The sequence below is a fragment of the Nonomuraea sp. PA05 genome, from assembly GCF_008086045.1.
Taxonomy (GTDB): Bacteria; Actinomycetota; Actinomycetes; order Streptosporangiales; family Streptosporangiaceae; genus Nonomuraea; species Nonomuraea monospora.
In genome coordinates, this window is sequence record NZ_VSEY01000030.1 from 25270 (window position 1) to 50403 (window position 25134).

The following is a 25134-nucleotide window of genomic DNA, read 5'->3' on the forward strand; positions in this document are numbered from 1 at the left end:
GGGAATCTCCCGAGGTTGGCGGCGAACACACCCGCTGTGTTCTGCTGATCCTCGGGGGAGGGGCGTGAGCAGACGGTTGGGCCGGTCCTTGCGGACGCGGCTGGCACTGTTGGCGAGCATCGCGATGTTGCTGCTGAACGTCATCGTGAGCGCGTTCGTGCTGTTCGGCATCCGCAACGAGGTGGCCGAGATCAAGGTGCGGGAGGTGTCGGGCCGGACGGTGCCCGTGCTGCTGCGGGTCAAGCGCGGCAAGCTGCCGCAGGTGCTGCCCCAGGACGGGCTCGACGGCCTTCAGGTGGTGGACCCGCGAGGCCGCCCGGTGGCCTGGTCGCCGGCCATGGCGGGCGCGCCGCGACTGACGACTCAGCTTCCCCGCCGCAACATGGCCAACGACTTCGCCAAGCTCTGCGATCTGCCCCGGTTCCCCGGTGAGTGCAAGACGGTCGTGGCGCTGGTGGCGTACCAGCCGGAGGGCGAGTGGGTGATCTACGGCATCGGCCCGGCCGTGCCGTGGTACGTCGCGCCGCAGGTCATCGCGTTCCAGGCCGCCGTGACGGCCGCGCTGGTCGCGCTGGCCTGGTTCGGGGTCTCCCGGGTGGTGGCCAGGACGTTGCGGCCGGTCAGCAGCATCACCAAGCGGCTCGCCGAGATCAGCGAGGGCGGCGGCGGGATGCGGGTGCCCGTGCCCGAGACGGACGACGAGATCAGGGCGCTCGCCGAGACGGGCAACCGCACGCTGGAGCGGCTGGAGTCGGCGCTGGAGCAACTGCAGGTGGCGATGGAGCGGCAGCGCCAGTTCGCCGCCGACGCCTCCCACGACCTGCGCAGCCCCATCACCGCGATGCGCGCCCAGATCGAGGACGCCCTGCTGCACCCCGAGGACACCGACTGGCCGGAGACCGGCAACGAGGTGCTGACCAGCCTGGATCGGCTGCAGGCGATCGTGGCGGACCTGCTCACGCTGAGCAGGCTGGACGCGGGCGCGCCCGACGAGCGCGAGCCGCTCGACCTGAGCGAGCTGGCGGCGGCCGAGACGGCCAGGCCGCGCTCCAAGCAGGTCGTCACCACGTTGCAGACCGGCGTGACGGTCAACGGCGACCGGCTGCGACTGGCCCGCCTGCTGACGAACCTGCTCGACAACGCCGAGCGGCACGCCGAGTCGCAGATCATCGTGACCGTGCGGCGGCAGGGCGACGAGGCCGTCCTGGAGGTGGTGGACGACGGGACGGGGATCGCGCCCGAGCACCGCGAGCTGGTCTTCCAGCGCTTCACGCGGCTGGACGCCTCGCGCAGCCGCGACGCCGGCGGCACCGGGCTGGGCCTGCCGATCGCCCGCGAGATCGCCACGGCGCACCTCGGCACGCTCACCATCGAGGACTCCGGTACCGGCGCCCGATTCGTGCTCAGGCTGCCGGTGCAGGAGGCCTGACCGGGTGCTTTCCGCGACGTGATCCGCCAGGCGATGGGCAAGAACCCCTGACGGGATCGCCGCGCCATGCTGCGGCATGACTGACCTCGCGGCGATCGGGGCATGGATCTCCGCACCAGGGTTGCGAGACCGGAGGGAGATCCACATGGACCAGCGGGGCTTCGGCGGCGGAGACGTCCGTACCGTTGACGGGCGAGCGCCCGGACGCGTCCGCTGCACGCCTCCCGCCGCCGCCGAGCTGTTCGAGATCGCCGTGCTGGACACCACCGGCGACGACGGCGAGGCGCGCTGGCACACGATCGGCTGGGGCGTGGACCGGGGCCACGCCGACAGCATCGCGGAGGCGTACGTGACGCGCCCGCTGTGCCCCTACGACGAGGCGCAGGTGCGGCACAACGGTCACCTGGTGGGGGTGCACCGCCGTCCGGCGTAGCCGCTTCAGGCGTGCTCCGATGGGTTGACCAGGTCGAGGTCGGCGACCGCGGCGATGGCCTGCTCCACGTGGTCGTAGATCGTCACGGCACGCTCGGCCCCGGTGATCTCCAGCAGGCGGGCCGGCATCGACTGGAGCCCGGTCACGTGCACGCCCACGCCGTGGGCGCGGGCGAGCATGGCCGCGGCCAGCAGGACGGCCAGGCCCGAGCTGTCGAGGAACGACAGCTCGCTCATGTCGATGATGAGGTGCTCGTCCAGCCGTACGCGGTGCTGGTCGATGTACTCCTCGAGCTGGGCGGAGGTCGTGGTGTCGACCTGCCCTGCCACGGCGATCAGCGTGGCCCCCGGGAGGTGACGACAGGTGAGGTTCACGGGCACTCCTGGCGGTGGATGGAGCGGTGGTGGGGTCAACTGTTACCGCGGGTCTGCCTGCGTTGACCGCAACTCTATGCCCGTAGGTAGATACCGGAAAGACTTTTCGTCATAGGATCTTCGTGAAAGGTGTTTCGCTTGCCCGTCAAGGGCCATGATCGGGGCCGAAGAGGCGAAGGACGTGAGCACAGCCGACGACAGGACGTCCAGTTGGACGTTCCTCACCCACCATGCCCGGGTGCTCGTGGAGATCGCCCGGGATCCCGACATCCGGCTGCGTGACATCGCCGCCGGGATCGGCATCACCGAGCGCGCGGTGCAGAACATCGTGCGCGACCTGCTCGAAGGCGGCTATCTCAACCGCGACAAGATCGGGCGGCGCAACCGCTACACCCTCAACCTCGACCAGCACTTCCGCTACCCGACCGAGGCCGCCCTGCCGATCAGCCTGCTGATCGACATCTTCACCCAGCACGACCTGCCGCGCGGCAGCAAGGCGGACGGGCTCACTCCCGATCGTCCATGACGCCGTACGCCGTCGCCCTGAACAGGAACGACGCCCACGAGCGGTAGGGCCGCCACGAGTCGGCGAGTTTCCTGTAGGCCGACGGCGGCGCGTCCTCCGCGAGCCCGTACGCCTCGCGCAGGATCGCGAACAGCCGCGGCTCGTCGCCAGGGAACGCGTCGGGGGCGCCCGCGCCGCGGATCAGGATCAGCCCCGCGGAGAACGGCCCCACGCCGGGCAGCGCCCGCAGCTCGGCCAGAGCCTCCTCAGGGGCGAGCGAGCGCAGGTGCTCGGTGGTCAGCAGGCCGTCGAGCGCCGCCCTGGCCAGGCCGCGCACCCACTCCTCCTTCTGCGCGGGCAGCCCGAGCCCGCCCGCGTCGAGCAGCGAGACGGGCGGCGGGAAGGCGGTGTACGGCTGCCCGTCCACCTCGACGCGCGCGCCGTACCGCTCGGCGATGCGCTGCTTGATCCGGGACGCGATCAGCATCGAGGAGCGCTGCACGATCACGGCCCAGCACGCCGCCTCCCACGGGCTCCAGAAGCACACGGGACGCAGGCCGGGGCGCAGCCGCCGCAGATCGCCGAGCACCGGGTCGGCCTCGCCCAGCTTGGCGAAGCCGGCGCCGTCCACGTCGAGCGACAGGATCCGCGCCACCTCGCCCCGGATGCCGGGCCCGGCGGGGCGGGTCGTGGTGACCGCCACGCCGCCCGGCTCGCCCGTCACGCTCACGCCGATCGGCCGCCAGTCGGACTCCGCGCTGTAGGCGAAGCGCAGCGTCGTGCCGTCGGAGGGCAGCGCGCTCGTGGCGGGCCAGTCCTCGACGAAACGCAGCGAGTCGGCGAAGTCGAACGGGCCCTCGGCGGTCAGCGTGAATCCGTGCGTGGTCATGCGCGTATGGTAGGCGGGCCGTACGACTACAGGCGGCAGCTGATCTCCATGCCGTCCTCCACCGGGAACGGGACGCTCTGGTAGCCGTTGGCCGGGTCGCGCACGTAGTCGAGGTAGGGCCGGACGCTGTCGAAGGTGGTGTCGTCGGCGGCGACGAGGGTGCCGGGGGCGAGGCGGGGCTCCAGCATCCGCAGCACGGGCAGGTAGAGGTCCTTCCAGCCGTCCAGCAGCACGAAGCCGGCCGGCTCCGCCAGGCCGGCGAGGGGTCGCGGGCGTCGCCCTCCAGCACGGTGACCACGTCCTCCAGCCCGGTCTCGGCGAACGTGCGGCGCGCGGCGGCGACCTTGGCCTTGCTCAGCTCCGTGGTGAGGACGCGGCCCATGCCGTTGTCGCGCACGGCGGCGGCCAGGTGGAGGGTGGAGATGCCGAACGAGGTGCCGAACTCGACGACCGTGGCGGGGCGGGCCGCGCGCACCAGGGTGTAGAGCAGCCGGCCGCCCTCGGCGGAGATCGGCATGTAGATCTCGGCGGCGGCGTCGGCCCGCTCCTGGTGCGACATGGTGCCGCTGCCCGCGTAGGCCCGGGTCGCGTCGCGCCCGGCCTCGGCGAACAGGTGGTCGAGCGCCGTCGCCAAGCGAGGGTCTTCGAGCGTGTTCTGGCGCAGCGAGGCCGCCCGGCAGGCGGTGCTTCAGGCGGCCGACGACCTGCTGGCCGAGAAGGGCTTCGCGGGCGTCACCATGGAGGGCATCGCCGCGCGGGCCGGAGTCGCCAAGCAGACCGTCTATCGGTGGTGGAGCGGGAAGACGGCGGTGCTCGTGGACGCGTCCGTCGAGGACCTGGCCGAGGAGCTGACGCCGCCCGACCACGGCAGCCTCGCCCTCGACCTGCCCGCCTACCTCGGCCGGCTCGCCCACGTGCTGAGCGCCACCGACACCGGGGCCGTGTTCAAGGCGCTGATCGCGCAGGCGCAGCACGACCCGGTCTTCGGGGCCGACTTCCGCGCCCGCAACCTCGACGAGCAGCGGCGGCGCGACCGGCTGCCGCTGGAGCGGGCTGTGGCGCGGGGGGAGCTGCCCGCCGATCTCGACGTGGCTGCCGAGACGGATCGGCTCGTGGGGCCGCTCTACTACCGCGTCCTGGTCACCGATGAGCCGATCGGGGGCGAGTACACCGATCGGCTCGCGGCGGACTTCCTGCGGCGGGTGGTCAGCGGGCGCGCAACGCCCGCGTGAACCAGGCCGTCGCGGGGGCCAGGGGTTGCGGTGGTGGCCAGGCGTTGATCACTGCCAGGAGGCGGAGGTACCGTTCCCTGCGCGGGTCGCCGGCCGGCTCCAGGCGGGCGGCCAGCGCCTCGCGCTCCTCGCCGGTGGCCGTGACGAGCGCCGTGACGTACGGCTCCGCCTCCGGAGACGCCGGGTCGACGCCGGCCGCGAGGGCGGGGGCGGCGAGGTCGCGCGCCATGGCGGCGGGATCGGGCCGCAACACGGGCTCCCGGACGCGATCGTCGGCCGTGCCGCCTGCCCGGCTCTCGGCGCGTCCCGCGCGGCGGTCGGCGGCGTAGTCCGACGCGCTGCGGCGCATCACGGCGCGGAAGCCCGGGTCGCGGGACAGCTCCGCCAGCTCGACCCACGCCTCCACCTGCTCGTCCGACGGATCGTCCGGCAACTCGGGCGTCAGCGAGGTCATGACCCCCGCGAACTCAGCGCCCAGGCCGCCGAACGCCTCGGCGAGGAAGTCGCCGATCAGGCGGTGCCGCTCGTCCTCCGACAATTTGGCGAGCTCGTGCATCAGTTCCATCTCCTCCGGTGTGGAGCCGCGCCTGGCCACCGCCGTCAGCACCGCCCGCCGCAGCCGCAGCGTGCGGATCTGCGCGGCCAGGGCCTCGGCGTGCGCCGCCGCGACCCGCGGCAGCGACGCCTCCCGGTCCACCACCTTGCGGATGGTGGGCAGGTCGAGCCCGAGGTCGCGCAGCGTGCGCACGAGGTCAAGGCGGGCGGCGGCGGCGCGGTCGTACAGGCGGTAGCCGGCGGGGCTGCGGCAGGTGGGCGGCACGATCCCCGTGTCGGAGTAGAACCTGACGGTCTTGACCGTCAGCCCGGTGCGCCGGGCCAGGTCGCCGATCGAGTAGAGCGTGTCCCCGTCCATGTGCTCACTCTGGCGTCTCCCCTTGGTGGAGACTCAAGCGGCGTCGTAGAACGCGCGCGGGTCGCCGGCCAGCGACGCCTTGACGTGCGCGGACCACTGGTCGACCACGACCTCGTACGCGTCCGCCTCGACGCCGTCGAGCGCCGCCCGCGCGACGTCCGCCGGGTCGAGCAGGTCGCCCTCGTAGCCGGCCATCATGTCGGTGTCGGCGGCGCCCAGGTGCACGCCGGTGACCAGCGTGCCCTGGCCGCGCAGCTCCAGGCGGACGCCGTTGGTCAGGCTCCACGCGGCGGCCTTGGCCGCGGCGTAGGCGTTCGCGCCGTCGTAGGAGAACCACGACAGCGCCGACAGCACGTTCACGATCGCGCCGCCGCCGCCCGCGCCCAGGACGGGGGCGAAGGCGCGGACCATGGCGAGCGTGCCGTAGAAGTTGGTGTCCAGCTCCAGGCGGATCTGGTCGAGGTCTCCGGTGACGAGGTTCGTGTACGTGGCGACGCCCGCGTTGTTGATCAGCAGGGTGACGTCCTGGGCGGCCTCGGCCGCCGCCGCCACCGAGGCCGGGTCGGTGATGTCGAGCCGCAGCGGCTCCACGCCGGGCAGGTCGATGCGCTCGGGGTCGCGCGCGGCGGCGTACACCTTCTTGGCGCCCCGCTCCTGGAGCTGCTGGGCGAAGTGGCGGCCGATGCCGCGGTTGGCGCCGGTGACGAGCGCGACCGATCCTGAGATGTCCATCGATTCCTCCTGATTGAGTGACGTGCGGATACGCTAAAACCTGACGTTGACGTCAGAGGCAAATGGTTGTGAGGGGGATCACGTGCGAATCGGTGAGCTGGCCGCCAGGACCGGGGTGAGCGTGCGCGCGCTGCGTTACTACGAGGAGCAGCGGCTGCTCGTCGCCGAGCGCAGCCCGAGCGGGCAGCGGGTGTATCCGGACAGCGCCGTGGACCGGGTGTGGATGATCCAGCACCTCTACGCGGCCGGGCTGCCGAGCAAGGCGATCGAGCCGCTGATGCCGTGCGTGATCTCGGGGGAGGTGACGCCCGAGCTGCTGAAGCGGCTGCGGGCGGAGCGGCAGCGCATCGAGCAGCGGATCGATGACCTGGTCAGCACCCGCGACAGGCTCGACTCGATCATCTCCGTGGCCGCCGCCCACGAGGGAGGCGTCTGCCCGAGGTGAGCCCGTTATGAGCAGCCCGCCGGAGGGTACAGAATCTCTCCATGGCCGGGACCGCGTTCGTGCTCGGTGGCGGCGGCGTGCTCGGCGCTTACGAGGTGGGCATGCTGCGAGCGCTCGACGAGGCGGGCATCCGTCCTGATCTCGTGGTGGGCACCTCCGTCGGCGCGCTGAACGGCGCCGTCATCGCCGCCGACCCCGCTGAGGCCGTCTCCAGGCTGACGGGTCTGTGGCAGTCCGACGTCGTCCGTACGGCGTTCGCCGGGTCCTGGGTGTCGCGGTTGTCCACCTTGGCCAGGACGGGCACCCACCTGCACCCGATGAGCCCGCTGCGCGCGGTGCTGAGCAGGACCGTGGAGGTCGCCCTGATCGAGGAGCTGGCCGTGCCGTTCCAGTGCGTGGCGGCCTCGGTCGAGCGGGCGGCGGCGCACTGGTTCGACGGCGGGCCGCTGGTGGACGCGGTGCTGGCGTCGTGCGCGGTGCCGGGGCTGCTGCCGCCCGTCGTGATCGGTGGCGAGCACTTCTACGACGGCGGCCTGGTGCACAGCATCCCGATCGGCAGGGCCGTGCAGCTCGGCGCCGAACGGGTGTACGTCCTGCACGTCGGCCGCGTCGAGCGCCCGCTGTCGCCGCCCAGGCGGTTCTGGGAGGTGGGCATGGTGGCGTTCGAGATCGCCCGCAGGCACCGGTTCGCCGAGGACCTGGCCATGCTGCCGCCGGGGGTGGAGGTGCACGTGCTGCCGACGGGCGTGACCGAGCCGCTCTCGCCGCTGCGCTACCGCGACGTCTCGCAGATCTCGGCCTGCATCGACCGGGCGTACCAGGCTTCTTCCAGCTACCTGCGGAACAGGGCAGGATGAAGAGGTAGCCCTGAAGGAGGCCCGGGTGCTTCCACCTCGGATCGTGCGCCGGCTCGTGCTGGCGCCCCTGGTCATCGTGCTGACCGTGTTCATGGTGGTGACGCTGCCGCTGTGGCTGGTCGTCGCGGCCGCCGCCGCACTCCGGCTGCCGCCGCCGCAGCGCAGGAGCGCGCGGTTCGTCTGGTTCGCGGTGGTGTGGCTGACGCTGGAGTCGGCCGTGCTGGCCGCCTGCGCGTGGTTGTGGGTGGCGGGCGGGGCCCGGCGGCAGGAGCGCCACTACGCGCTGATCAAGTGGTTCCTGGAGAAGGTCTTCACGACAGCCGTGCACATCTTCCAGTTGCGCGTGGACATCGAGGAGCCGGAGCTCGCGGAGCTCGCGGCGGGGGAGGGCCGGCAGGTCAAGCCGATCATCGTGCTGTCCAGGCACGCGGGCCCCGGCGACTCCTTCCTGCTGATCCATCAGCTGCTGGAGCGCTACGACCGCCGGCCCCGCATCGTGATGAAGGCCGCGCTCCAGTACGACCCCTCGCTCGACGTGGTCATCAACCGCCTGCCGAACGCGTTCGTCCCCCGAAAGTCCGGCCACACGTTGGTGATCGAGGAGATTCGCCGCCTGTCCGCCACGATGAGCGGCCAGGACGCCCTGGTGATCTTCCCCGAGGGCGGCAACTTCACCCCGCGCCGCCGCCAGAAGGCGATCGCCCGCCTGGAGGAGAAGGGGCTGCTCGCCGAGGCGGAGCGGGCGCGCGGCATGGACCACCTGCTTCCGCCGCGCCCGAACGGCGCCATCGCGGCCATCGAGGCGTGCCCGTCGGCGGACGTCGTCTTCGTCGCGCACACCGGCCTCGACGACCTGGTCACGATCCGCGACATCTGGCGCTACCTGCCTGTCCGCGCGCACATCACCGCCAAGTGGTGGCGGGTGCCCGCCGCCGCCGTCCCCCGCGAGCGGGAGGACAGGATCGACTGGCTGTACGACCACTGGGAGCGCATCGACGAGTGGATCACCGCCCAGCGCATGGCCGCCAGGCACGGTTGAGATCTTCGGTGGTGATTCGTCCCTCATGCCCGGCTGCGGGCGTCTATGTTGATCTCTGACAGCAAGAAGCATGGACGCCGACGGGGAGGCACGAATGGGCGAGGGGCCCGAGATCGACAGGGCGGCGGGCCTGGCCCGCATCGACACCTCAGTCCCGCACCCGGCCCGCGTGTGGGACTACTGGCTGGGCGGCAAGGACAACTACGCGCCCGACCGCGAGGTCGGCGACCAGATCGTGAAGGTCATGCCGGACCTGCCGGTCAACGCCCGCGCCGAGCGCGAGTTCATCGGCCGCGCCGTGCGCCACCTGGCCGGTGAGTGCGGCGTCGACCAGTTTCTCGACGTGGGCACGGGCATCCCGACGGAGAGCAACACCCACGGGGTGGCGCAGTCGGTCAACCCCGCCGCCAAGATCGTGTACGTCGACAACGACCCCATCGTGCTCGTCCACGCCAGGGCCCTGCTGGTCGGCACCGAGCAGGGCGAGACCGACTACATCGACGCCGACCTGCGCGAGCCCGAGCACATCCTGCGCGAGGCCGCGCGGACGCTCGACTTCTCCCGCCCGATCGCGCTGATGCTCATGGGCGTGCTGGAGTTCGTCCCCGACGCCGATCAGGCGCACGCCGCGGTCGGCACGCTGGTCAAGGCGCTGCCGCCGGGCAGCTACCTGGCGATCGCACACAGCCTGCGCAGCCCGTCCATGGAGGAGGCCGCCGCCCGCTGGAACGCCAGCGGGGCGACGCCGCTCGCGTTGCGGACGGAGGCGGAGCTGCTGGCGTTCTTCGACGGCATGGAGCTGGTGGAGCCGGGGCTGGTGTCGCTGCCGAAGTGGCGGCCGGAGCCTGACACGAGCTTCACCGACCGCGAGGTGTTCCAGTACGGCGTCGTCGGCCGCAAGCCGTAAGGCGTTTTCTGGAGGCGGCGTCGGTCGCGAGCCGGAGCGCGTTCGGGGGCGGTCGCTTCTCACACGGTGCCGGGCGGCAGCGTCGGCATGCCCTGTGGCGGGCCGTGCTCGATGAGGCGGAGCAGCGCGTCCGTGTCGAGGTGCTGCTCCACCAGGTCGCCCAGCGCGTCGAGCCGCTGCTCGCGCAGCCCCGCGAAGTCGGTGGCCGGGTCGGGCACGAAGTCACGCCCCGCCCGCGCGGCCACGTCGGCGAGGAAGGCACGGCGGAAGCCGTCGTTCTCCAGGGCGCCGTGCCAGGTGGTGCCCCAGACGTCGCCGACCCGGCAGCCGTCGAGGAACGGCTCGCCGCCCTCGACCGTGGCGATCCCGTGGTGGATCTCGTAGGCCCGCACCGGCTGCCCGTAGGCCGTGCCCGCGGGCCTGGCCAGGCGCTTGTCCTGGCCGAAGCGCACCCGTACGGGCAGGAGGCCCAGCCCCTCGACGCGCCCGGCGCCCGACTCGACCTCGTCCACGATCTCCTCGGCGAGCATCTGGTAGCCGCCGCAGATCCCCAGCACCGGCCCCTTCCTGCCGCGGACGGCCGCCGCCAGCCCGGTCTCGCGCAGCCAGGCCAGGTCGGAGACGGTGGCGCGGGAGCCGGGCAGCACGACCAGGTCGGCGTCGTCCAGCTCGGCGGGGTCGGTGGCGAAACGCACCACGACACCCGGCTCGGCGGCCAGCGCGTCCACGTCGGTGAAGTTGGAGATCCTGGGCAGCCGCACGACCGCCACCCGCAGGGTCTGCCGTCCGTACGGGGCGCGCACGGCGACGTGGCGGTTGTCGAGGGCCAGTGAGTCCTCCACGTCCAGCCAGAGCCCGTCGAGCCAGGGCAGCACCCCGTACACCGAGCGCCCGGTCAGCTTCCTGATCATGTCGAGCCCCGGCTCCAGCAGCTCCTTCGCGCCCCTGAACTTGTTGACCACGAACCCGGCGACGTGCGACTGGTCGGCGGCGTCCAGCAGGCCCACCGTGCCGTAGAACGCGGCGAACACGCCGCCTCTGTCGATGTCCCCGACCACGATGACCGGCAGGTTCGCGGCCCTGGCCAGGCCCATGTTGGCGAGGTCGCCGCGGCGCAGGTTGATTTCGGCGGGGCTGCCCGCCCCCTCGCACACCACCACGTCGTACTGCTTGCGCAGCCGCTCCAGCGCCTCCAGGGCGGTGTCGCGCAGCAGGTCCTTGAGCGCGCCGTACTCCATGGCGTCCACGTCCGCCACCGGGCTGCCCATGAGGACGACCTGGCTGCGGCGGTCGCTGCCCGGCTTGAGGAGGATCGGGTTCATGTCGGCGACGGGTTCGAGGCCGCAGGCCTGCGCCTGCATGGCCTGGGCGCGGCCGATCTCGGTGCCGCCGGCGGTGACGTACGAGTTGAGCGACATGTTCTGCGCCTTGTAGGGCGCCACCCGGATGCCCTGACGGGCCAGCCAGCGGCAGATGCCGGCCGTGACCACGCTCTTGCCCGCGTCCGACGTGGTGCCCGCGACCAGCAATGCCCCCTTGACCATGAGATCACCGTACACGCCGGGAATTTCCCCAGATTTCCCTCTTCACGAACGCTGTGACTTCTGCCACTCTGTCTAGAACATTGCCCTAGAACTCAATTCTAGATTTCCCTACGGAAAGGGTGGGCATGGTCGGGACGTTCGGTTCGCCACGGACAGGCACCATCGACGCGCAGTCCCGCGCGCCATTCGGCTGGGCACCCCTCGTGGTGCTCTTCATCGTCGGGCTAGTGGACCGGATCGAGCACAACCTGCTGTCGGGCGTGCTCCCGCTCATCCAGAAGGAATGGGGCTTCAGCGACACCGCCGCCGGCTCCATCCCGACGGCCGCCGCGCTGGCCGCCGTCGTGGTGTCGCTACCCGCCGGATACCTGGCGGACCGCTTCAGCCGCACCCGCATCATCACGATCGTCGTCTTCTGCTGGGCCATCGCCACCCTCGGCTCCGGCCTCGCGACCGGCTTCGCGATGTTCTACCTCATGCGCGTGTTCCTGGCCGCGGCCGAGAACATCGACAACCCGGCCGCGGGCAGCCTGCTCGCCGACTACTACCCGCCGGTCAGCCGGGCCAAGGCGTACGGGCTGACGCGCGTCACCACGTACCTGGGCGGCGTCGGCACCCTGCTCGGCGGGGTGCTGGCCGACGCGTTCTCGTGGCGCACGGCGTTCCTCATCATGGTCGTCCCCGGCGTGCTCACCGCGGTGCTCGTGTGGTTCCTGCGCGAGCCGCGACGCGGCGAGCTCGACCGGCTCGTCGCCACCGGCGAGGCCGCCTCCGAGCCGGACGACGCGAAGCAGCCGCAGGTCAAGCCGCCGTTCTGGGCGCAGCTCCGCCAGGTGGTGGCCATCCCCACGCTGCTGTTCGTCTGCGCCGGCCTGGCGCTGCTCAGCCTCGGCCTGGCCGGCGTCTTCTTCTGGCTGCCCACGCTCATGGTGCGCGGCTTCGGCGCCAGTGTGGGCGCGGCCGGGTCCATCAGCGGCCTGATCACCATCGCGGGCACGCTGGTCGGCACCCTCGTCGGCTCCTGGCTCGGCAGGAAGTGGCACGGCACCCGCAAGGGCGGCAGGCTGCTGGCGGGCGGCAGCGGCATCACGGCCGGCTCGCTGGTGCTGGCCGCGGCGCTGTCCATGGACTCGCTCCTCGGGCTCACGGCCCTGGTGCTGGTGGCCTGCTCGCTGATGTCGATCGCGATCCCCAACATGACCGCCTGCCTGGCGGACGTCGTCCCGGCCGCCTCGCGCGGCCTCGGCTTCGCCGTCCTGCAGCTCCTGCTCACGTTCGGCACCGCGTTCGGCTCGCTCGTCGTCGGCATCGCCTCCGACCAGTTCGGGTCGCTGCTGTCCGGCATGTACGTCCTGGTCGTGCCCATGGCCATCGGCGGCCTGCTCACGCTGGGAGCCAGGGCCTCGTTCGAGCGGGACGCGCGCAAGGTCATGGAGGCCGCGGGCCGCTGACGGCGGCATGAGAAGGGGGCGTGGCCCGGCCACGCCCCCTTCGTTCAGCTTCGCCGCTCGCGTTCCTCCTGCGAGTACGGCTGAGCCGGCTGCTGCTGCTGAGGCGGGTACGGCGGCCGCTGAGTGTTCTCAGGGCCGGTGCCGCCGGACCCGCCGCCGTAGCGGCGCTGCACGGCGTCCACACCCTTGGTGATCTGGTCGTCGTACTTGTGCCCGGTGCGCTCCTTCACGTACCGCTCGGCGCGGTCAAGCGCCTGGTCGGCCTGCTTGGAGTGCCCTCTGGCAAGGTTCTCCGCCTTCTTCAGCCAGTCTCCTATGCGGCTCATGACCCATTCCCCGTTCCTTCAGACTCCGGTCCTTGCCCCTACCCCGGTAACCCCGGTTGATGTTTGCCGGGCTCCGGAAGCGAACCTGGGCACAAGCTGCCGTACCTGGTCCATGACGCCAGGCCCGGCAAGCGGGACGATGCGGGCATGACAGCAGTAGTGCAGGCCGAAGGGCTGACCAAGTACTACGGCAGGCGCCGGGGCCTGGAAGACCTCACGCTGGAGATCCAGCCTGGGGAGATCTTCGGTTACCTGGGGCCGAACGGCGCGGGCAAGACCACCACGCTGCGGCTCCTGCTCGACGTGATCAGGCCCACCCGCGGCACGCTGCGCGTGCTCGGTGGAGCCCCGCGCGAGCCCGCCACCCGCGCCAGGATCGGCTACCTGCCGGGCGAGCTCGTCCTGGAGGGCCGCGACCGCGCCGCCGACTACCTGCGCTTCCTCGGACAGGTGCGCGGCGGCGTGCCGGTCTCCCGCATCGAGGCGCTGGCCGAACGGTTCGACGCCGACCTGACCGTGCCGATGCGCAAGCTCTCCAAGGGCAACAAGCAGAAGATCGGGCTGATCCAGGCGTTCATGCACGAGCCCGAGTTCGTCATCCTCGACGAGCCCACCATGGGGCTGGACCCGCTGGTGCAGCAGGAGTTCCTGGCGCTGGTGCGCGAGGTGCGCACCTCCGGGCGTACCGTCCTGATGTCCTCGCACGTGCTGGCCGAGGTGGAGAGCGTCTCCGACCGGGTCGGCATCGTCCGCGCGGGCCGGCTCGTCGCCGTCGAGAACGTCGCCGCGCTGCGCGAGAAGGCCGTGCGCAGGATCGAACTGCACTTCGAGTCGCCCGTCCCCGCCTCCGCCTTCGAGAACCTGCCGGGCGTGCGGGACCTGCGCGTCGAAGGAGCCGGCGTACGCTGCACCATCGACGGACGGCCCGACGCGCTCATCAAGGCGGCTGCCGCATTCACGGTCGTCCACCTGGTCAGCGCCGAACCGGACCTCGAAGAGATCTTCCTGACCTACTACAGCGGCGAGGAGGAGCACGATGATCGCCAGAAGCCTGCGTGACCACCGGCGGATGCTGATCTGGTGGACCATCGGCATCAGCGCCTTCATCGCCCTGTACCTGAACGTCTACGCCAGCGTCCAGCAGAACCCGGAGGTGTACGGCCCCGCCGCCGCCGCCAAGTTCCCCGGCCCGCTCCGCGACCTCATGGGCGGCATGACGGACATGGTCTCCGGCGCCGGCTACCTCCAGACGGTCGTCTACCAGCTCTTCGTTCCCATGCTGTTCATCGCCTGCGCCACCCTCCTGGCCAACCGGGCACTCGCGGGGCCCGAGGAGACCGGCACGCTGGAGCTGATCGTCACCCTGCCGGTGGACCGGCGGCGGCTGGTCCTCGACAAGCTCGCCGCCCTGGCCCTCAGCCTGCTCCTCGTCGCCGCCGGGACGTTCGTCGTCGCCGCGGGGAGCAGCGCGCTCGTGGACACGGGGGTGCCGCTCGACCGGATCCTCGCCGGGCACACCGGAGTGCTCCTGCTCGGCCTCTTCTTCGGCACCGTGGCCCTCACCGTCGGCGCCGCCACCGGCCGCCGGCTCGTCGCCTCCGCCGTCGTCGGCGTGTGGGTCGCGGCCGGCTACACCGTCGTCACCGTGGGCCGGTCCGTGGAGGCCATCGCCTGGCTGAAATGGGTATCGCCCTTCCACTACTACGCCGAAGGCAGGCCCATCTTCGAAGGGCTGCCCGTCGGGGACTACCTTGTTCTGGCGGGGGCCACGGCCGTGCTCGCGCTCACCGCGGTGCTCGCCTTCGACAGGCGTGACGTAGGAGTCTGATGGCGATCTCCGAGCCGCCCGCCGACCTGCTCAAAGGGCACCGGCAGCGGCTGGCCGACCACGCGGCGACCGGTCGCCTGCCCGATCGTGAGGCCCTGGACGCCTACCGCGCCGCCGGGACCAGGGCCGCCGAGCTGGGGGTGCCGCTGCGGGCGCTGGTCGATGCCGCGCTCGCCGCCGGGGAGGGGGTGCCGGGGGTGGTGCCGGCGCTGCGGAAGGCTGTTTCGGCGTTGATGGAGGGGTATGAGGCGGCGCAGCTCGCGGCCATTCGTAGTGAGGAGAGTGCGCGGCGGGAGTTCGTGGATGATCTGCTGCAGGGGCGGGCTGAGCGGTTGGCTGAGCGGGCTGAGCATTTCGGGCTGCGGCTGGCGGAGTCTTATGTGGTGGCGGTGGCGCGCGGGCTGCGCACCGGCGCCTCGGGGGACGGCTCGGGGGGCGGCTCGGGGGGCGGCTCGGGGGGCGGCTTCGGGCACGGCTTCGGGCACGGCTTCGGGCACGGCTTCGGGCACGGTGGCCAGGACGGCGATGGCCTTGGGGGTGGCGGCCAGGACGGCCGTGGCCTTGGGGGTGGCGGCCAGGACGGCCGTGGCCTTGGGGGTGGCGGCCAGGACGGCCGTGGCCTTGGGGGCCGCGACCAGGACGGCCGTGGCCTTGGGGGCGGCGGCCAGGATCGCCGTGGCTTAGGGGGCGGCGATGGCCTTGAAGACGGCGCCAGGGACCACTCCGGGGGCGCCGCACCGGACTGGGGCAGGATCGAACGCGACCTGATCGCCCGCTTCGGCTCCCACAACGTGCTCATCGCCGTCCGCGACGCCCTGCTCGTCTGCGTCGCCCCCGCCACCCTCCCCGCCGCCGTGGGCGAATTCACCCACCACGTACGCACCCGCTTCCCACCCGGCTGGCGCGTCGGCGTCGGCCGGGCCCACCGCGGACCGGGGGGAGTGGTGACCTCCTACCGCGAGGCGGCCCAGGCTCTGGAACTGGCCGACGGACTCCGCCTCGCCACCGAGGTGGTCAAGGCCGCTGACCTGCTGGTCTTTCCTGTGCTGTTGCGCGACAGGAGCGCCATCGAAGATCTGGTGACCAGTGTGCTCAGCCCGCTGCTGGAGGCGCGGGGCGGGCATGAGCCGCTGCTGGAGACGTTGGAGGCGATCTTCGCCTCCCAGGGGAACCAGACGGCCGCGGCACGGCGGCTGAAGGTCAGCGCTCGGGCGGTGACGTACCGGCTGGAACGCATCCGCCGCCTGACCGGCTTCTCACCCGACGACCCGACCCAGCGCTTCACCCTGGAAACAGCCGTCCTGGGCGCCCGCCTCCTCGGCTGGCCCTTCGACTGACCAGCCCACCCGTCCGAACGGCGCCCCGCACACCGCCCAGCACCTGAGCGGCCCCAGACACCAAGCCACCCGCCGCCCACGACTCACACCGGGAACACCCGCCCAGCCCCTCAGAACGAGCTTCAATCCGCCCAGATACGCACGCCGCGCCTCACACGCGTCCGGCCTCACACGCGTCCGGCCTCACACGCGCCCGTCCTCACACGCGCCCGGCCCCACCCGGCCCGACCACCCGCCGCCCGACCACTCCCGGTGGGCCGCACCCCGTTCACTCACTCACGGCGAGCCGGACGCCGAACCCCACGATCACCACCCCGGTCAGCCGGTCGAGGAACCGCCGGACACCGGGCGACCGCAGAACCCCACCCATCCACGACGCGAACCCGATCAGCACCACACTCCAAACCAGCCCCTCAACCACATGCACCCCCGCCAACGCCAGCCCCATCAGCGCATGCGGCGCCCCCTCGGGAATGAACTGCGGCAACATGGCCACATAGAACGCCCCCACCTTGGGATTCAGCAGGTTCGTCAGCAACCCGCGCCGCAGCCCCATCCCGAAGCGCATCTCCTCGGGCCGCTGATCCTCAGCAAGCCGCTCATGCCTCGTCAGCAACATGCGCACCCCCATCCACACCAGGTACGCCGCCCCGACCCAGCGCAGCACGTCATAGGCAAGCTGCGAGGCGGCCAGCAACGCCGACAGCCCGGCGGCGGTGAGGACGCCCCAGCAGAGCGTGCCGAGCTGGATCCCCAGCGTCACCCCCCAGGCAGGTCGCCGCCCGCCCAGGAGGGACGTACGCAGGACCAGAGCCGTGTCGAGGCCGGGAGTCATCGTCAGCAGAGCGACCACGGCGGCGAACGACCAGATTGATCCTGCGATGTCCATGAACGCGAGGCTACAGCAGGGCCAAAAACGGATATTTCACGGAATGAGGAGCAGCTTTCCGGTGGTACGGCGAGCCGCCAGATCCTCGTGCGCCTGCCGCGCGTTGGCCAGCGCATAACGGTGCGAGATGTTGATCGCGAGCTGTCCGGCGGTGATCCACCCGAACAGGTCGGAGGCCCGCTGCAGCAGCTCACGCCGCTCGGCGATGTAGTGGACCAGCGTGGGCCTGGTGAGGAAGAGCGAGCCCTGCTTGTTGAGCGTCTGCGGGTCGAACGGCGGGACGGGCCCGCTGGCGGCACCGTACAGGGCCATGAGGCCGCGCGGACGCAGCGCCTGCAGCCCGCCGTCGAACGTGGACTTGCCGACACCGTCGTACACCACGTCGATCTTGCCGCTCAGCGCCTCGGCGAAGTCCTCGTACCGCAGCACCTCGTCCGCGCCGGCCGCCCTGGCCAGCTTCTCCTTCTCGCCGGTGGAGACCGTGGTGTAAACCTTGGCGCCCTTGAGCTTGGCGAGCTGGATCAGCAACTGCCCCATGCCGCCGGCTCCGGCGTGCACGAGCACCTGGTCGCCCTCCTTGACCTCATGCGTGGAGTGCGTCAGGTAGTGAGCCGTCATCCCCTGCAGCATCGCCGCGGCCGCCACCTCGGCCGACACGCCCTCCGGCACCGGCACCACCCGGTGAGCGGGCACGACGGCCTTCTCGGCGTAACTGCCGAGCACGTTCGCCCATGCGACGCTGTCGCCCACGGCGACGTCCCGCACCCCCGGCCCGACGGCCGACACCGTGCCCGCCCCCTCCGAGCCGATGGGGGTGGGGGGGGACAGGGGGTATGCGCCTGAGCGGTGGTAGATGTCGATGAAGTTCACGCCGGCCGCGGCTACGTCGATCACGACCTCGCCGTCACCGGGGACAGGGTCCGGGCGATCGACGTATTCAAGGGCCTCGGGGACGCCTGGGGTGGAGACGATGATGGCATGCATGGTCCTAGTCAACTCCTCTCCTCGGGATCAATGCCACCCGGGCCGCGCCCCGTACGCTCCATGTCGACCTCCCGCGGAATCGTTCGCGCCCGAAGGAGTGCGGCCACATGGCGAGCCTGCTCAACAGCCTGATCGACAACATCTCCATCGATCTGGGTGAAAGTTTCCTCATCACCGAGATGACGAACGGTGAGATCACCGGCGACCCTGGTCCGGGGGACATCCCTCCGAACGGCAATCCAGACATACGAGTGGGCCCCAGCGGCCTCCTCCTGACCAGCCGGGTCGATCAAGGTGACAAGCACTTCGTCCGTTATGAGCTGTGGGACGCCTGTCCGGATGCGCCGGGGTTCTGGGACGAGATCTGGACCGGCGAGTTACACATCGACTCAGGGACGATCGCGATCGCGGAATGGAATTCCTGGAGCGAGCCGAAGGACTTCGCGGTCTTCGACCTCGGAGAGGCGGGGCTGACCTGGCCCATCCGGGTGCTGACCAAGGTCATGAGCAACACCGAGGAGCCGGACTTTCCTGAGGACGTGTTCATGGTCCAGCTCTATCGGCTTCAGCTCTGGCGAGCGCCGGCCACGGAGGCGGCCAGGTGAAAGGGAGGGATCACGACGGCCGCATCAGCTCAGCACGGCTGCACCACATTGGGACGGCCGTGTCCGATCGCTCGGCTGCACCGAACCGGGACGGTCGCATCCGATCAGGACGGCCGCACTCGCTCAGCACGGTCCGTCAGGAGCAGTCCCCTCCCTGAGCAGCCGGCATCGGGGGCCTCCGCGGATCGGCGTCCCGCATGCGCGATCAACGCGGCCCCGCGTTCTCCGCCGAGAACAGCTTGAGGGCTGCAGCATCCGGGCGGCTGGTGTCGGCGCCGTTCGGCGGTCGAGACGCTCCGGCCCGACGCCCGTGGTGCCGCGGGCGGTGGTCAGCCGAGCTGTTCGGGGCCGACCGGCTGCGGTGCCGCGGGCGTCGGTCAGCCGAGGCGGGCCAGTGCGCCGGCCTCCAGCGCGACCCAGATCGCGCCGTCCGGCCCGACCGTCAGCCCGTGTGGCTCAGCCTTCCCTCGACCTTTCAGCTCACCCGGCTGATCCTCGGCTTCACCCGGCTGATCCTCGGCTTCACCCGACTGATCCTCAGCTTCGCTCGGCTGATTCTCGGCTTCGCCCGGAAGGCTGGGCAGCGGATGCTCCTCGATGACGCCCTCCACGGTGATGCGGCCGACGCGGTTGGCCGCCCACTCGGTGAACCACAGCGCACCGTCGGCTCCGGTGATGATCGCGTGCGGGCGCGCACCCCGGTCGGGGAGTGGATATTCGGTGATCTTGCCGGAGGTGTCGATCCGCCCGACCTGACCTGCCCCGATCTCGACGAACCAGAGGGCGCCGTCGGGCCCGGCCGTGATTCCCACCGGTGCTGCCCCCTCGGTGGGCAGCGGATGTACGGTGATCTCGCCGGCGAGTGAGATGCGCCCGATCGCGTTGCCCTGGTTGAGCGTGAACCACAAGGCGTCGTCGGGCCCCGCCGTGATGAACGACGGCATACCGCCTGCCACCGGCACTTCGTACTCGGTCAGCGCCCCATCGGCCCCGATACGGCCGATCTTCGTGGTTTCGAGCTGGGTGAACCACATCGTCCCGTCCGGTCCTGCGGCGATCCCGTACGGCGTGGCCGCCTCGTGGACCGTGAGCCGTCCGTCGGCGGTGATGCGGCCGATGCGCCCGCCCTTGTACTCGGTGAACCACATCGCGTCGTCAGGGCCCGGAGTGATCACGGTCGGGAGCCCGTCGGCCGGGTCGAGCTGGTGGATCGTGGGCTCCTCGCCCGGTATCAGCCTGCCGACGCGTCCCTGGTGGACGAGTGTGAACCAGAGGGCTCCGTCGTGAGCGGTCGCAATGCCGTACGGCGCGCCTGCCTCGATCTTGGTCAACATGCGTGTCCCCCGATGATGGTGGGGGTGGCTCTGGACGGCTGCTGGTTTGCGGCTGCCGAGGTCTCGGTTGAGTTGGCCCGGGTCTCGGGTGATGCGGCCGGGGTTCCAGGTGATGCGGCCGGGCTTGTGGGTATTCCGGCCGGGGCTTTGGGTGTTCTGGCCGGGGTTCCGCGTGATGCGGCCGGGGGCTTGGGTGTTCCGGCCGAGGTTCTGGGTAATGCGGCCGCGGTTTTGGGTGGTGCGGTCGAGGTTTTGGTCAGCGTACGCGTCCTCCGATCAGCTCGATCCGGGTGCCTCGGAAGCGCCGGACGAGCGCGCGGTCGTGTGAGACCAGGACGAGCGCGCCCCGGTAGGAGGTGAGCGCCTCCTCCAATTCCTCGGCCAGGGCCGGGGACAGGTGGTTGGTCGGCTCGTCGAGCAGCAGCACGTCGTGCTCCCGGGCCAGCAGCCGGGCCAGTGCCAGCCGGCGCCGCTGCCCGACCGACAGCTCGCCCACCTTCTGGTCGAGGGTGTGCGCTTGGAAGAGGCCGGTGTTCAGGAGCATCGTGCGGCGTTCGTCCGCGAAACCCTCGCCGTACGCCTCCAGCACGCTCTGGGCGGGATCGAACGACACCTCCTGCGGCAGGTAGCCGACCCGGCAGCCGGTCGCGCCGTCGGCCAGAGCGCGCAGCAGGGTGGACTTGCCTGCGCCGTTGGCGCCCTGCACCAGGAGTCGCTCGCCCTTCCGGATCGTCAGCGACTCGAGGTGCAAGCGGTCACCGACCCGTACGTCACGCAGCTCCAGCAGGATGCGAGCGCCCGCGTCGGTGCTCATGCTCGCGTCTGGGTGCGCGTCGGTGCTCATGCTCGCGTCTGGGTGCGCGTCCGTGCCCGTGCTCACGTCAGGGGCCGCGTCGGCGACTGGTCGGCGCTGGGGCGCGTGAGGCTCGTCGAGGGGTACGGGGGCGTCGAAGCTGCCGTGGAAGCGGAGTGGGGCCGGTGGGCGAGGGACCGGGGCGGCCTCCAGGCGGCGTAGACGCTCCTGTGCGTTGCGGACGCGGGTGGCCACCGAGCTCTGCACCCGCCCGGCGTTGCGGTCGTAGGCCATCTTGTTGTTGTCGCGCATCACCCGCCCCGCGGCCACCCGGTGAGCGGTGGTGGAGGCGTACGCGCGGACTTGGCGCACCTCCTCGCACCACGCCGCGTACGACTGCTCCCAGCGCGCCCTGGCCGCCGCCTTGGACGCCAGGAAGCCCGTGTAGCCGCCGCCGAAGCGGGTGGCGGAGCCGTGTTCGACCTCGACGATCGCCGTGGCGACGCGATCGAGGAAGACGCGGTCGTGCGAGACCACGGCCACCGCGCCCCTGTGCTCGCGCAGCCGGTCTTCGAGCCAGGTGAGCGCGGACTCGTCGAGGTGGTTGGTCGGCTCGTCGAGCAGCAGCACGCGCGGTGCGGCGGCCAGCACGCAGGCCAGGCCCAGCCGTGCCCGCTCGCCGCCCGACAGGCTGGACAGGCGCCGGTCGCGGCTCACGTGGGCGAGGCCGAGGCCGTGGAAGGCGCGGTTCACGCGGGCGTCGGCTTCGTAGCCGCCGCGCAGCTCGTACGCCGTGAGCAGCTCGCCGTACTCGTCCATGATCTCGGCGCTTGTGATCTCTGCGGCTGTTACCTTCGCGTCCGTGGCCTCCTCGGTCAGTGCGGACTCCAGCTCTCGCAGCCTGCGCTCCATGGCCCGCAGGTCGGCCAGTGCGGTGTCGACGGCCTGCTGGACGGTGTGGGTGGGCGGCAGATCGAGCTCCTGGCCGAGGTAGCCGACCTCGCCGGTCACCCGTACCGCGCCGTCGTCGGGATGCTCGGCGCCGGCCAGCAGGCGCATCAGCGTGGACTTGCCAGAGCCGTTCTCGCCGACGATGCCGATCCGGTCGCCCGGGCCCGCGGACAAGGAGATGCCGGCCAGGACGGTGCGCCCGGCGTAGGACTTGTAGACCTTGCGGAGACTGATCAGGGTGGAGCTCCAATCGCAACTCGGGTAGCGTTAGTTTGGCATGGGGTTGGGGTTAATGCAACTGGAGTAGATTTTGCAGACGAGTAAGCGACCCGGAGGGCGTAGCGCGCGGGTCCGTGATGCTGTGCGGCAGGCCACGCTCGCCGAGCTGGGCGAGAAGGGCTATCAGGGGTTGACGGTGGAGAACGTCGCCGAGCGGTCAGGTGTGCACAAGACGACCGTCTACCGGCGCTGGGGCGGCGTTGAAGGGCTGATCTCCGACGCTCTGGAGCTGGCGAGCGGTGAGCCGTGGCCCGTTCCCGACACCGGCTCGATCGAGGGTGATCTGCGGGGGGTTGTGCAGCTTGTGCGTAGTGGGTTCGCCGATCCGGAGCTGGGGCCGGTGTCGTCGGCGTTCGTGGCGGCGGCCGTGCAGGATGCGGCTGCCGCGCGGGCGCTGCACGGGTTCTTCGCGGCCAGGCACGAGCAGTCGGCGGAGGTGGTGCGGCGGGCGGTCGCGCGCGGGGAGCTGCCCGGCGTGGTGGACGCCAGCGAGGTGATCAGGGTGGCGGTGGCGCCCGTCTACTACCGGTTGTTCGTCGCGCACGAGCCGGTGACGGAGCGGGACGCCGACCGCGCCGCCGACGCGGCACTGGCCGCCGCCCGCGCGGGTGTCCTTTGAGCGGACGCCTAGACGGGGGTCCTGTGAGCGCACGTCAATGTGGACGTCCTGTGAGTGGACGCCTACACGGGGGTCCTGTGAGCGGACGTCAACGTGGACGTCCCGTGGGTGGACGCGTACGCGGGCGTCCTGTGAGCGGGGACGAAGGCGGGCGTTCCGGACGCGGCGGTCAGGGCTCCTTCGTACCCCGCAGCTCGAAGTCGTCGAACGACATCTTCAGCACCGACTTACGGTCCTTCGGCGTACGCACGAACAACCCCACATACCCGTTGCCGATCCCGTTCGGATCCTCCACCTCGTGCACCTGCTCTCCATTCACCCACATGGCGAGCCGCACCGCCGACCCGGACTTCTCGCACGATGCCGTCACCCGCGCCTTGCCCGACAGCCCCTCCACCTTGACGGGCTGCGCCAGCGTGCTGCCCGACCCGTCGAAAATGCGCCGGATCCTGGCCTTGCCGGTCGTGTCGAGCCCGAACTCGTAGTACGTCCCGTCCTCGACGGCGTGACAGTAGAGCCCGTACTCGCCGACCCCGGTGGCCTTCCTGACCTCGGTGATGGCGCTGACGAGCACGGTCTCGGGCAACATCGGCGTGGGCGTGGCCGACGAGCTGGGCGTGGTGGTCGGCTTGGCGATGAGGAAGGGGGCGGGCGCCTGGGCCCAGTTCTCCTCGTTGAACGGCTCGGCGTCCAGCCCGTACGTGCCGTCCGTGCGGTAGCCGCTGCTGGCCGACAGCACGGGGTCGTACGTGCCGCTCCAGCCCCCGGACGTCTGCGTGAAGTCCTCGGCGTACAGCAGGTTCAGCTCGGGCGGCCCGCTCGGCCGCAGCACGGCCCAGGCGCCCACGCCCACGGTCACCAGGACGGCCGCGGCCGCCGCCAGCCCCGCGTACAGCCGCCCGCGCCGCCGCCCCGCCGTCTGGGGAGCGGCCGTGTAGGGGGTGGTGGACCAGGCGGCCTGTACGGTCTGAGCGGCCTGCTCGGGCGCGGCCGCCCGCCCGACGAGGTGGTCGAGCAGTTGCTGCGCGGTGGGCCGCATGGCCGGGTCCTTGCGCAGCGCCGCCGCGACCAGCTCGCGCAGGCCCGGTTCGACGGCGCCGAGGTCCGGCTCGGTGTTGAGCACCTGGTAGACGATGGAGGGCAGGGTGTCGCCGCCGAACGGCGCCCGCCCGCTGGCCGCGAACGTTACCAGGCAGCCCCACGAGAACACGTCGCACGCGGGGGAGACGGGCTCGCCCCGCAGCACCTCGGGCGCCATGTAGCGGGGGGTGCCGACGAGCTCGCCGGTGCCGGTGACGCCGCCGAGCGTGTCGAGCGCCCGCGCGATGCCGAAGTCGATCACGCGCGGGCCGACGGGTGACAGCAGCACGTTCGACGGCTTGAGGTCGCGGTGCACGACCCCGGCGCCGTGGATGGCGGTGAGCGCGGTGGCCACGCTGACGGCCAGGGCGTCGAGGCTGGAGCCGCGCAGAGGGCCCGACTGGCGGACGGCGGTGTCCAGGTCGGGGCCGGGCACGTACTCGGTGACCACGTAGAGCTGGTCGCCGTCGAGCGCGGCCTCGATCACGGCGGCCGTGCAGAACCTGCGCACCCGCTGGGCCGCGTCCGCCTCCCTGCGGAAACGCATGCGGAACTGCTCGTGCTGGCTGAGCTCGGGGTTGATCACCTTGACGGCGACCCGTTGCCCAGCGGGATCCTCGGCGAGATGCACCGTGCCCATCCCGCCTCGTCCCAGCACGCCAAGCAGCCTGTAGCGCCCGATCCGGGAGGTATCACCGCTCACGGCGCGCTAGCTTACCGACATGCGGCTTCCCGCTGCAGACCACAAGAGGCGAAAAGCTCAACGGTCAGCCACGCGTTCCTGATCGGCGGATGGCTTCGACTATCAGCCAGGCGTTGGTGGAGGGATTGCGGCCCTTCCTGTTGGGCTCGCAATGCTCCGGGTCGGCTCGCCGGGCCCGATCGCGCGCGATCTGGTGATGAGCGAAGGGAAAATCCCGCCCCAAGTGCTTGTCGTAATCCTTGAGGTGCTTCCTGAGTCGCTGCCTGACGCGTTCCTGATCGCAGGCGGCTGTGTGATCCTCGAAGTGGTAGAGGATCCACAGTTCGAAGCAGGGCAGGGAGATGACGAGGTTGACACGCCCTCTCCTGGCCTCGATCACAGCTTGGTCGAGGGTCTTGTGCCCATCGACGTCTACGACGCACCACACCTCGTCGTAGGCGATGTTGGCGTCCCGCTGTGTGCGCGCCTCCTTGTCCTTCTTGTCGCGTTCCTTGACGGCGTACGTGACGATGGCCGCCGGGTCGCGCCCGAGACCGATCACCTTGCAGTTGCGGATCTCCACGGGAAGAGAGCGGAAGTAATCGCGGACGCCTTGGAAGTATTCGACCTCCGTGACCTCACCCTCGCACACGATGAGCACGCGCTTCTTGGGGGCT

Annotated in this window: 27 protein-coding genes and 1 pseudogene; 14 read left to right on the forward strand and 14 right to left on the reverse strand. The window is 71.2% G+C overall.

Annotated elements, in window-relative coordinates:
• Positions 1-64: 64 nt before the first annotated feature.
• The gene (locus tag FXF51_RS38735) at positions 65-1429 is read left to right on the forward strand and encodes a sensor histidine kinase (protein ID WP_262380103.1); all 1365 of its coding nucleotides are present in this window, start codon (positions 65-67) and stop codon (positions 1427-1429) included.
• A gap of 145 nt (positions 1430-1574) precedes the next feature.
• Positions 1575-1862, forward strand: a complete 288-nt coding sequence (locus FXF51_RS38740; RefSeq protein ID WP_148439738.1) for a hypothetical protein — start codon at positions 1575-1577, stop codon at positions 1860-1862.
• Positions 1863-1867: 5 nt separating this feature from the next.
• On the opposite strand, the gene FXF51_RS38745 is transcribed toward FXF51_RS38740, so the two are convergent.
• Positions 1868-2236 carry an STAS domain-containing protein gene (locus FXF51_RS38745; RefSeq protein ID WP_187414800.1) on the reverse strand — a complete coding sequence of 123 codons (369 nt, stop codon included), beginning with the start codon at positions 2234-2236 and terminating at the stop codon, positions 1868-1870.
• Between the two features lie 181 nt (positions 2237-2417).
• On the opposite strand from FXF51_RS38745, the gene FXF51_RS38750 reads away from it, so the two are divergent.
• Positions 2418-2762, forward strand: coding sequence for a winged helix-turn-helix transcriptional regulator (locus FXF51_RS38750; protein WP_222871639.1), 345 nt, complete (start codon positions 2418-2420; stop codon positions 2760-2762).
• On the opposite strand, the gene FXF51_RS63020 is transcribed toward FXF51_RS38750, so the two are convergent.
• The 3 genes and pseudogenes from FXF51_RS63020 to FXF51_RS63905 form a co-directional block, all read right to left on the reverse strand.
• Entirely contained in the window at positions 2743-3630 is an 888-nt protein-coding gene (locus FXF51_RS63020) for a DNA-3-methyladenine glycosylase family protein (RefSeq protein ID WP_148439741.1), read from the reverse strand. The genes FXF51_RS38750 and FXF51_RS63020 overlap by 20 nt on opposite strands.
• Positions 3631-3656: 26 nt before the next feature.
• Positions 3657-3863 (reverse strand): hypothetical protein, encoded by a 207-nt coding sequence (locus FXF51_RS63025; protein ID WP_262380104.1) that lies wholly within the window; start codon positions 3861-3863, stop codon positions 3657-3659.
• 65 nt (positions 3864-3928) lie between these two features.
• A pseudogene (locus tag FXF51_RS63905) lies at positions 3929-4027 on the reverse strand (hypothetical protein); the annotation flags it as partial.
• A 253-nt stretch (positions 4028-4280) separates the two neighbouring features.
• On the opposite strand from FXF51_RS63905, the gene FXF51_RS38765 reads away from it, so the two are divergent.
• A complete protein-coding gene (locus tag FXF51_RS38765) occupies positions 4281-4862 on the forward strand; it encodes a TetR/AcrR family transcriptional regulator (RefSeq protein ID WP_148439742.1) in 582 nt (193 codons plus the stop codon).
• Here FXF51_RS38765 and FXF51_RS38770 read toward each other — a convergent pair.
• Both FXF51_RS38770 and FXF51_RS38775 read right to left on the reverse strand, forming a co-directional pair.
• Positions 4837-5775 (reverse strand): MerR family transcriptional regulator, encoded by a 939-nt coding sequence (locus FXF51_RS38770; protein WP_148439743.1) that lies wholly within the window; start codon positions 5773-5775, stop codon positions 4837-4839. The two genes, FXF51_RS38765 and FXF51_RS38770, sit on opposite strands and share 26 nt — an antisense overlap.
• A 33-nt stretch (positions 5776-5808) precedes the next feature.
• Complete coding sequence (locus tag FXF51_RS38775) at positions 5809-6507, reverse strand: SDR family oxidoreductase (protein ID WP_148439744.1); 699 nt, start codon at positions 6505-6507, stop codon at positions 5809-5811.
• Between the two features lie 82 nt (positions 6508-6589).
• Between FXF51_RS38775 and FXF51_RS38780 the strand changes: the two genes are divergently transcribed.
• The 4 genes from FXF51_RS38780 (at position 6590) to FXF51_RS38795 (ending at position 9755) form a co-directional block, all read left to right on the forward strand.
• A complete protein-coding gene (locus FXF51_RS38780) occupies positions 6590-6952 on the forward strand; it encodes a MerR family transcriptional regulator (RefSeq protein WP_148439745.1) in 363 nt (120 codons plus the stop codon).
• Between the two features lie 41 nt (positions 6953-6993).
• Positions 6994-7809, forward strand: a complete 816-nt coding sequence (locus FXF51_RS38785) for a patatin-like phospholipase family protein (protein ID WP_148439746.1) — start codon at positions 6994-6996, stop codon at positions 7807-7809.
• Positions 7810-7834: 25 nt separating this feature from the next.
• Positions 7835-8848 (forward strand): 1-acyl-sn-glycerol-3-phosphate acyltransferase, encoded by a 1014-nt coding sequence (locus FXF51_RS38790; protein WP_148439747.1) that lies wholly within the window; start codon positions 7835-7837, stop codon positions 8846-8848.
• Between the two features lie 94 nt (positions 8849-8942).
• Entirely contained in the window at positions 8943-9755 is an 813-nt protein-coding gene (locus FXF51_RS38795; protein WP_148439852.1) for an SAM-dependent methyltransferase, read from the forward strand.
• A gap of 59 nt (positions 9756-9814) precedes the next feature.
• On the opposite strand, the gene FXF51_RS38800 is transcribed toward FXF51_RS38795, so the two are convergent.
• Entirely contained in the window at positions 9815-11299 is a 1485-nt protein-coding gene (locus tag FXF51_RS38800) for a cobyric acid synthase (RefSeq protein ID WP_148439748.1), read from the reverse strand.
• 125 nt (positions 11300-11424) lie between these two features.
• On the opposite strand from FXF51_RS38800, the gene FXF51_RS38805 reads away from it, so the two are divergent.
• Positions 11425-12750, forward strand: coding sequence for an MFS transporter (locus tag FXF51_RS38805; RefSeq protein WP_148439749.1), 1326 nt, complete (start codon positions 11425-11427; stop codon positions 12748-12750).
• Positions 12751-12794: 44 nt separating this feature from the next.
• Here FXF51_RS38805 and FXF51_RS38810 read toward each other — a convergent pair whose 3' ends face one another.
• Entirely contained in the window at positions 12795-13076 is a 282-nt protein-coding gene (locus FXF51_RS38810; protein WP_148439750.1) for an antitoxin, read from the reverse strand.
• 147 nt (positions 13077-13223) lie between these two features.
• On the opposite strand from FXF51_RS38810, the gene FXF51_RS38815 reads away from it, so the two are divergent.
• Genes FXF51_RS38815 through FXF51_RS63030 form a run of 3 tightly spaced genes read left to right on the forward strand, consistent with a single transcriptional unit; the run spans position 13224 to position 16241 of the window.
• Positions 13224-14135 (forward strand): ATP-binding cassette domain-containing protein, encoded by a 912-nt coding sequence (locus tag FXF51_RS38815; RefSeq protein ID WP_148439751.1) that lies wholly within the window; start codon positions 13224-13226, stop codon positions 14133-14135.
• Entirely contained in the window at positions 14113-14904 is a 792-nt protein-coding gene (locus FXF51_RS38820) for an ABC transporter permease subunit (RefSeq protein WP_148439752.1), read from the forward strand. Before FXF51_RS38815 ends, FXF51_RS38820 begins: the two co-directional genes overlap by 23 nt.
• Entirely contained in the window at positions 14904-16241 is a 1338-nt protein-coding gene (locus tag FXF51_RS63030) for a PucR family transcriptional regulator (RefSeq protein ID WP_262380105.1), read from the forward strand. The genes FXF51_RS38820 and FXF51_RS63030 overlap by 1 nt, the downstream gene beginning before the upstream one ends.
• A 268-nt stretch (positions 16242-16509) precedes the next feature.
• On the opposite strand, the gene FXF51_RS38840 is transcribed toward FXF51_RS63030, so the two are convergent.
• Both FXF51_RS38840 and FXF51_RS38845 read right to left on the reverse strand, forming a co-directional pair.
• Positions 16510-17130 (reverse strand): LysE family translocator, encoded by a 621-nt coding sequence (locus FXF51_RS38840; protein ID WP_148439753.1) that lies wholly within the window; start codon positions 17128-17130, stop codon positions 16510-16512.
• Between the two features lie 36 nt (positions 17131-17166).
• Positions 17167-18114, reverse strand: a complete 948-nt coding sequence (locus FXF51_RS38845; protein ID WP_148439754.1) for a quinone oxidoreductase family protein — start codon at positions 18112-18114, stop codon at positions 17167-17169.
• A gap of 107 nt (positions 18115-18221) precedes the next feature.
• On the opposite strand from FXF51_RS38845, the gene FXF51_RS38850 reads away from it, so the two are divergent.
• On the forward strand, positions 18222-18719 hold the full coding sequence (locus tag FXF51_RS38850) for a hypothetical protein (protein ID WP_148439755.1): 498 nt from the start codon (positions 18222-18224) through the stop codon (positions 18717-18719).
• Between the two features lie 377 nt (positions 18720-19096).
• Here the strand turns inward: FXF51_RS38850 and FXF51_RS38855 are convergent, their stop codons facing one another.
• Positions 19097-20053: a virginiamycin B lyase gene (locus tag FXF51_RS38855; protein ID WP_222871640.1), complete on the reverse strand. Its 957-nt coding sequence runs from the start codon at positions 20051-20053 to the stop codon at positions 19097-19099.
• Positions 20054-20309: 256 nt separating this feature from the next.
• Entirely contained in the window at positions 20310-21971 is a 1662-nt protein-coding gene (locus FXF51_RS38860) for an ABC-F family ATP-binding cassette domain-containing protein (RefSeq protein ID WP_262380106.1), read from the reverse strand.
• A 187-nt stretch (positions 21972-22158) separates the two neighbouring features.
• On the opposite strand from FXF51_RS38860, the gene FXF51_RS38865 reads away from it, so the two are divergent.
• Positions 22159-22695: a TetR/AcrR family transcriptional regulator gene (locus tag FXF51_RS38865; RefSeq protein ID WP_262380107.1), complete on the forward strand. Its 537-nt coding sequence runs from the start codon at positions 22159-22161 to the stop codon at positions 22693-22695.
• 169 nt (positions 22696-22864) lie between these two features.
• Here the strand turns inward: FXF51_RS38865 and FXF51_RS38870 are convergent, their stop codons facing one another.
• Positions 22865-24478 carry a serine/threonine-protein kinase gene (locus tag FXF51_RS38870; protein WP_411268419.1) on the reverse strand — a complete coding sequence of 538 codons (1614 nt, stop codon included), beginning with the start codon at positions 24476-24478 and terminating at the stop codon, positions 22865-22867.
• 64 nt (positions 24479-24542) lie between these two features.
• Entirely contained in the window at positions 24543-25118 is a 576-nt protein-coding gene (locus tag FXF51_RS38875; RefSeq protein ID WP_262380109.1) for an RloB family protein, read from the reverse strand.
• Positions 25119-25134: the final 16 nt, after the last annotated feature.

Coding starts and splice junctions, on each gene's coding strand:
- FXF51_RS38775 (WP_148439744.1), bottom strand. CDS start 6,507: ATGGACATCTCAGGATCGGTCGCGCTCGTCACCGGCGCCAACCGCGGC.
- FXF51_RS38800 (WP_148439748.1), bottom strand. CDS start 11,299: ATGGTCAAGGGGGCATTGCTGGTCGCGGGCACCACGTCGGACGCGGGC.
- FXF51_RS38795 (WP_148439852.1), top strand. CDS start 8,943: ATGGGCGAGGGGCCCGAGATCGACAGGGCGGCGGGCCTGGCCCGCATC.
- FXF51_RS38785 (WP_148439746.1), top strand. CDS start 6,994: ATGGCCGGGACCGCGTTCGTGCTCGGTGGCGGCGGCGTGCTCGGCGCT.
- FXF51_RS38845 (WP_148439754.1), bottom strand. CDS start 18,114: ATGCATGCCATCATCGTCTCCACCCCAGGCGTCCCCGAGGCCCTTGAA.
- FXF51_RS38815 (WP_148439751.1), top strand. CDS start 13,224: ATGACAGCAGTAGTGCAGGCCGAAGGGCTGACCAAGTACTACGGCAGG.
- FXF51_RS38770 (WP_148439743.1), bottom strand. CDS start 5,775: ATGGACGGGGACACGCTCTACTCGATCGGCGACCTGGCCCGGCGCACC.
- FXF51_RS38855 (WP_222871640.1), bottom strand. CDS start 20,053: ATGTTGACCAAGATCGAGGCAGGCGCGCCGTACGGCATTGCGACCGCT.
- FXF51_RS63020 (WP_148439741.1), bottom strand. CDS start 3,630: ATGACCACGCACGGATTCACGCTGACCGCCGAGGGCCCGTTCGACTTC.
- FXF51_RS38740 (WP_148439738.1), top strand. CDS start 1,575: ATGGACCAGCGGGGCTTCGGCGGCGGAGACGTCCGTACCGTTGACGGG.
- FXF51_RS38820 (WP_148439752.1), top strand. CDS start 14,113: ATGATCGCCAGAAGCCTGCGTGACCACCGGCGGATGCTGATCTGGTGG.
- FXF51_RS38850 (WP_148439755.1), top strand. CDS start 18,222: ATGGCGAGCCTGCTCAACAGCCTGATCGACAACATCTCCATCGATCTG.
- FXF51_RS38840 (WP_148439753.1), bottom strand. CDS start 17,130: ATGGACATCGCAGGATCAATCTGGTCGTTCGCCGCCGTGGTCGCTCTG.
- FXF51_RS63030 (WP_262380105.1), top strand. CDS start 14,904: ATGGCGATCTCCGAGCCGCCCGCCGACCTGCTCAAAGGGCACCGGCAG.
- FXF51_RS38805 (WP_148439749.1), top strand. CDS start 11,425: ATGGTCGGGACGTTCGGTTCGCCACGGACAGGCACCATCGACGCGCAG.
- FXF51_RS38810 (WP_148439750.1), bottom strand. CDS start 13,076: ATGAGCCGCATAGGAGACTGGCTGAAGAAGGCGGAGAACCTTGCCAGA.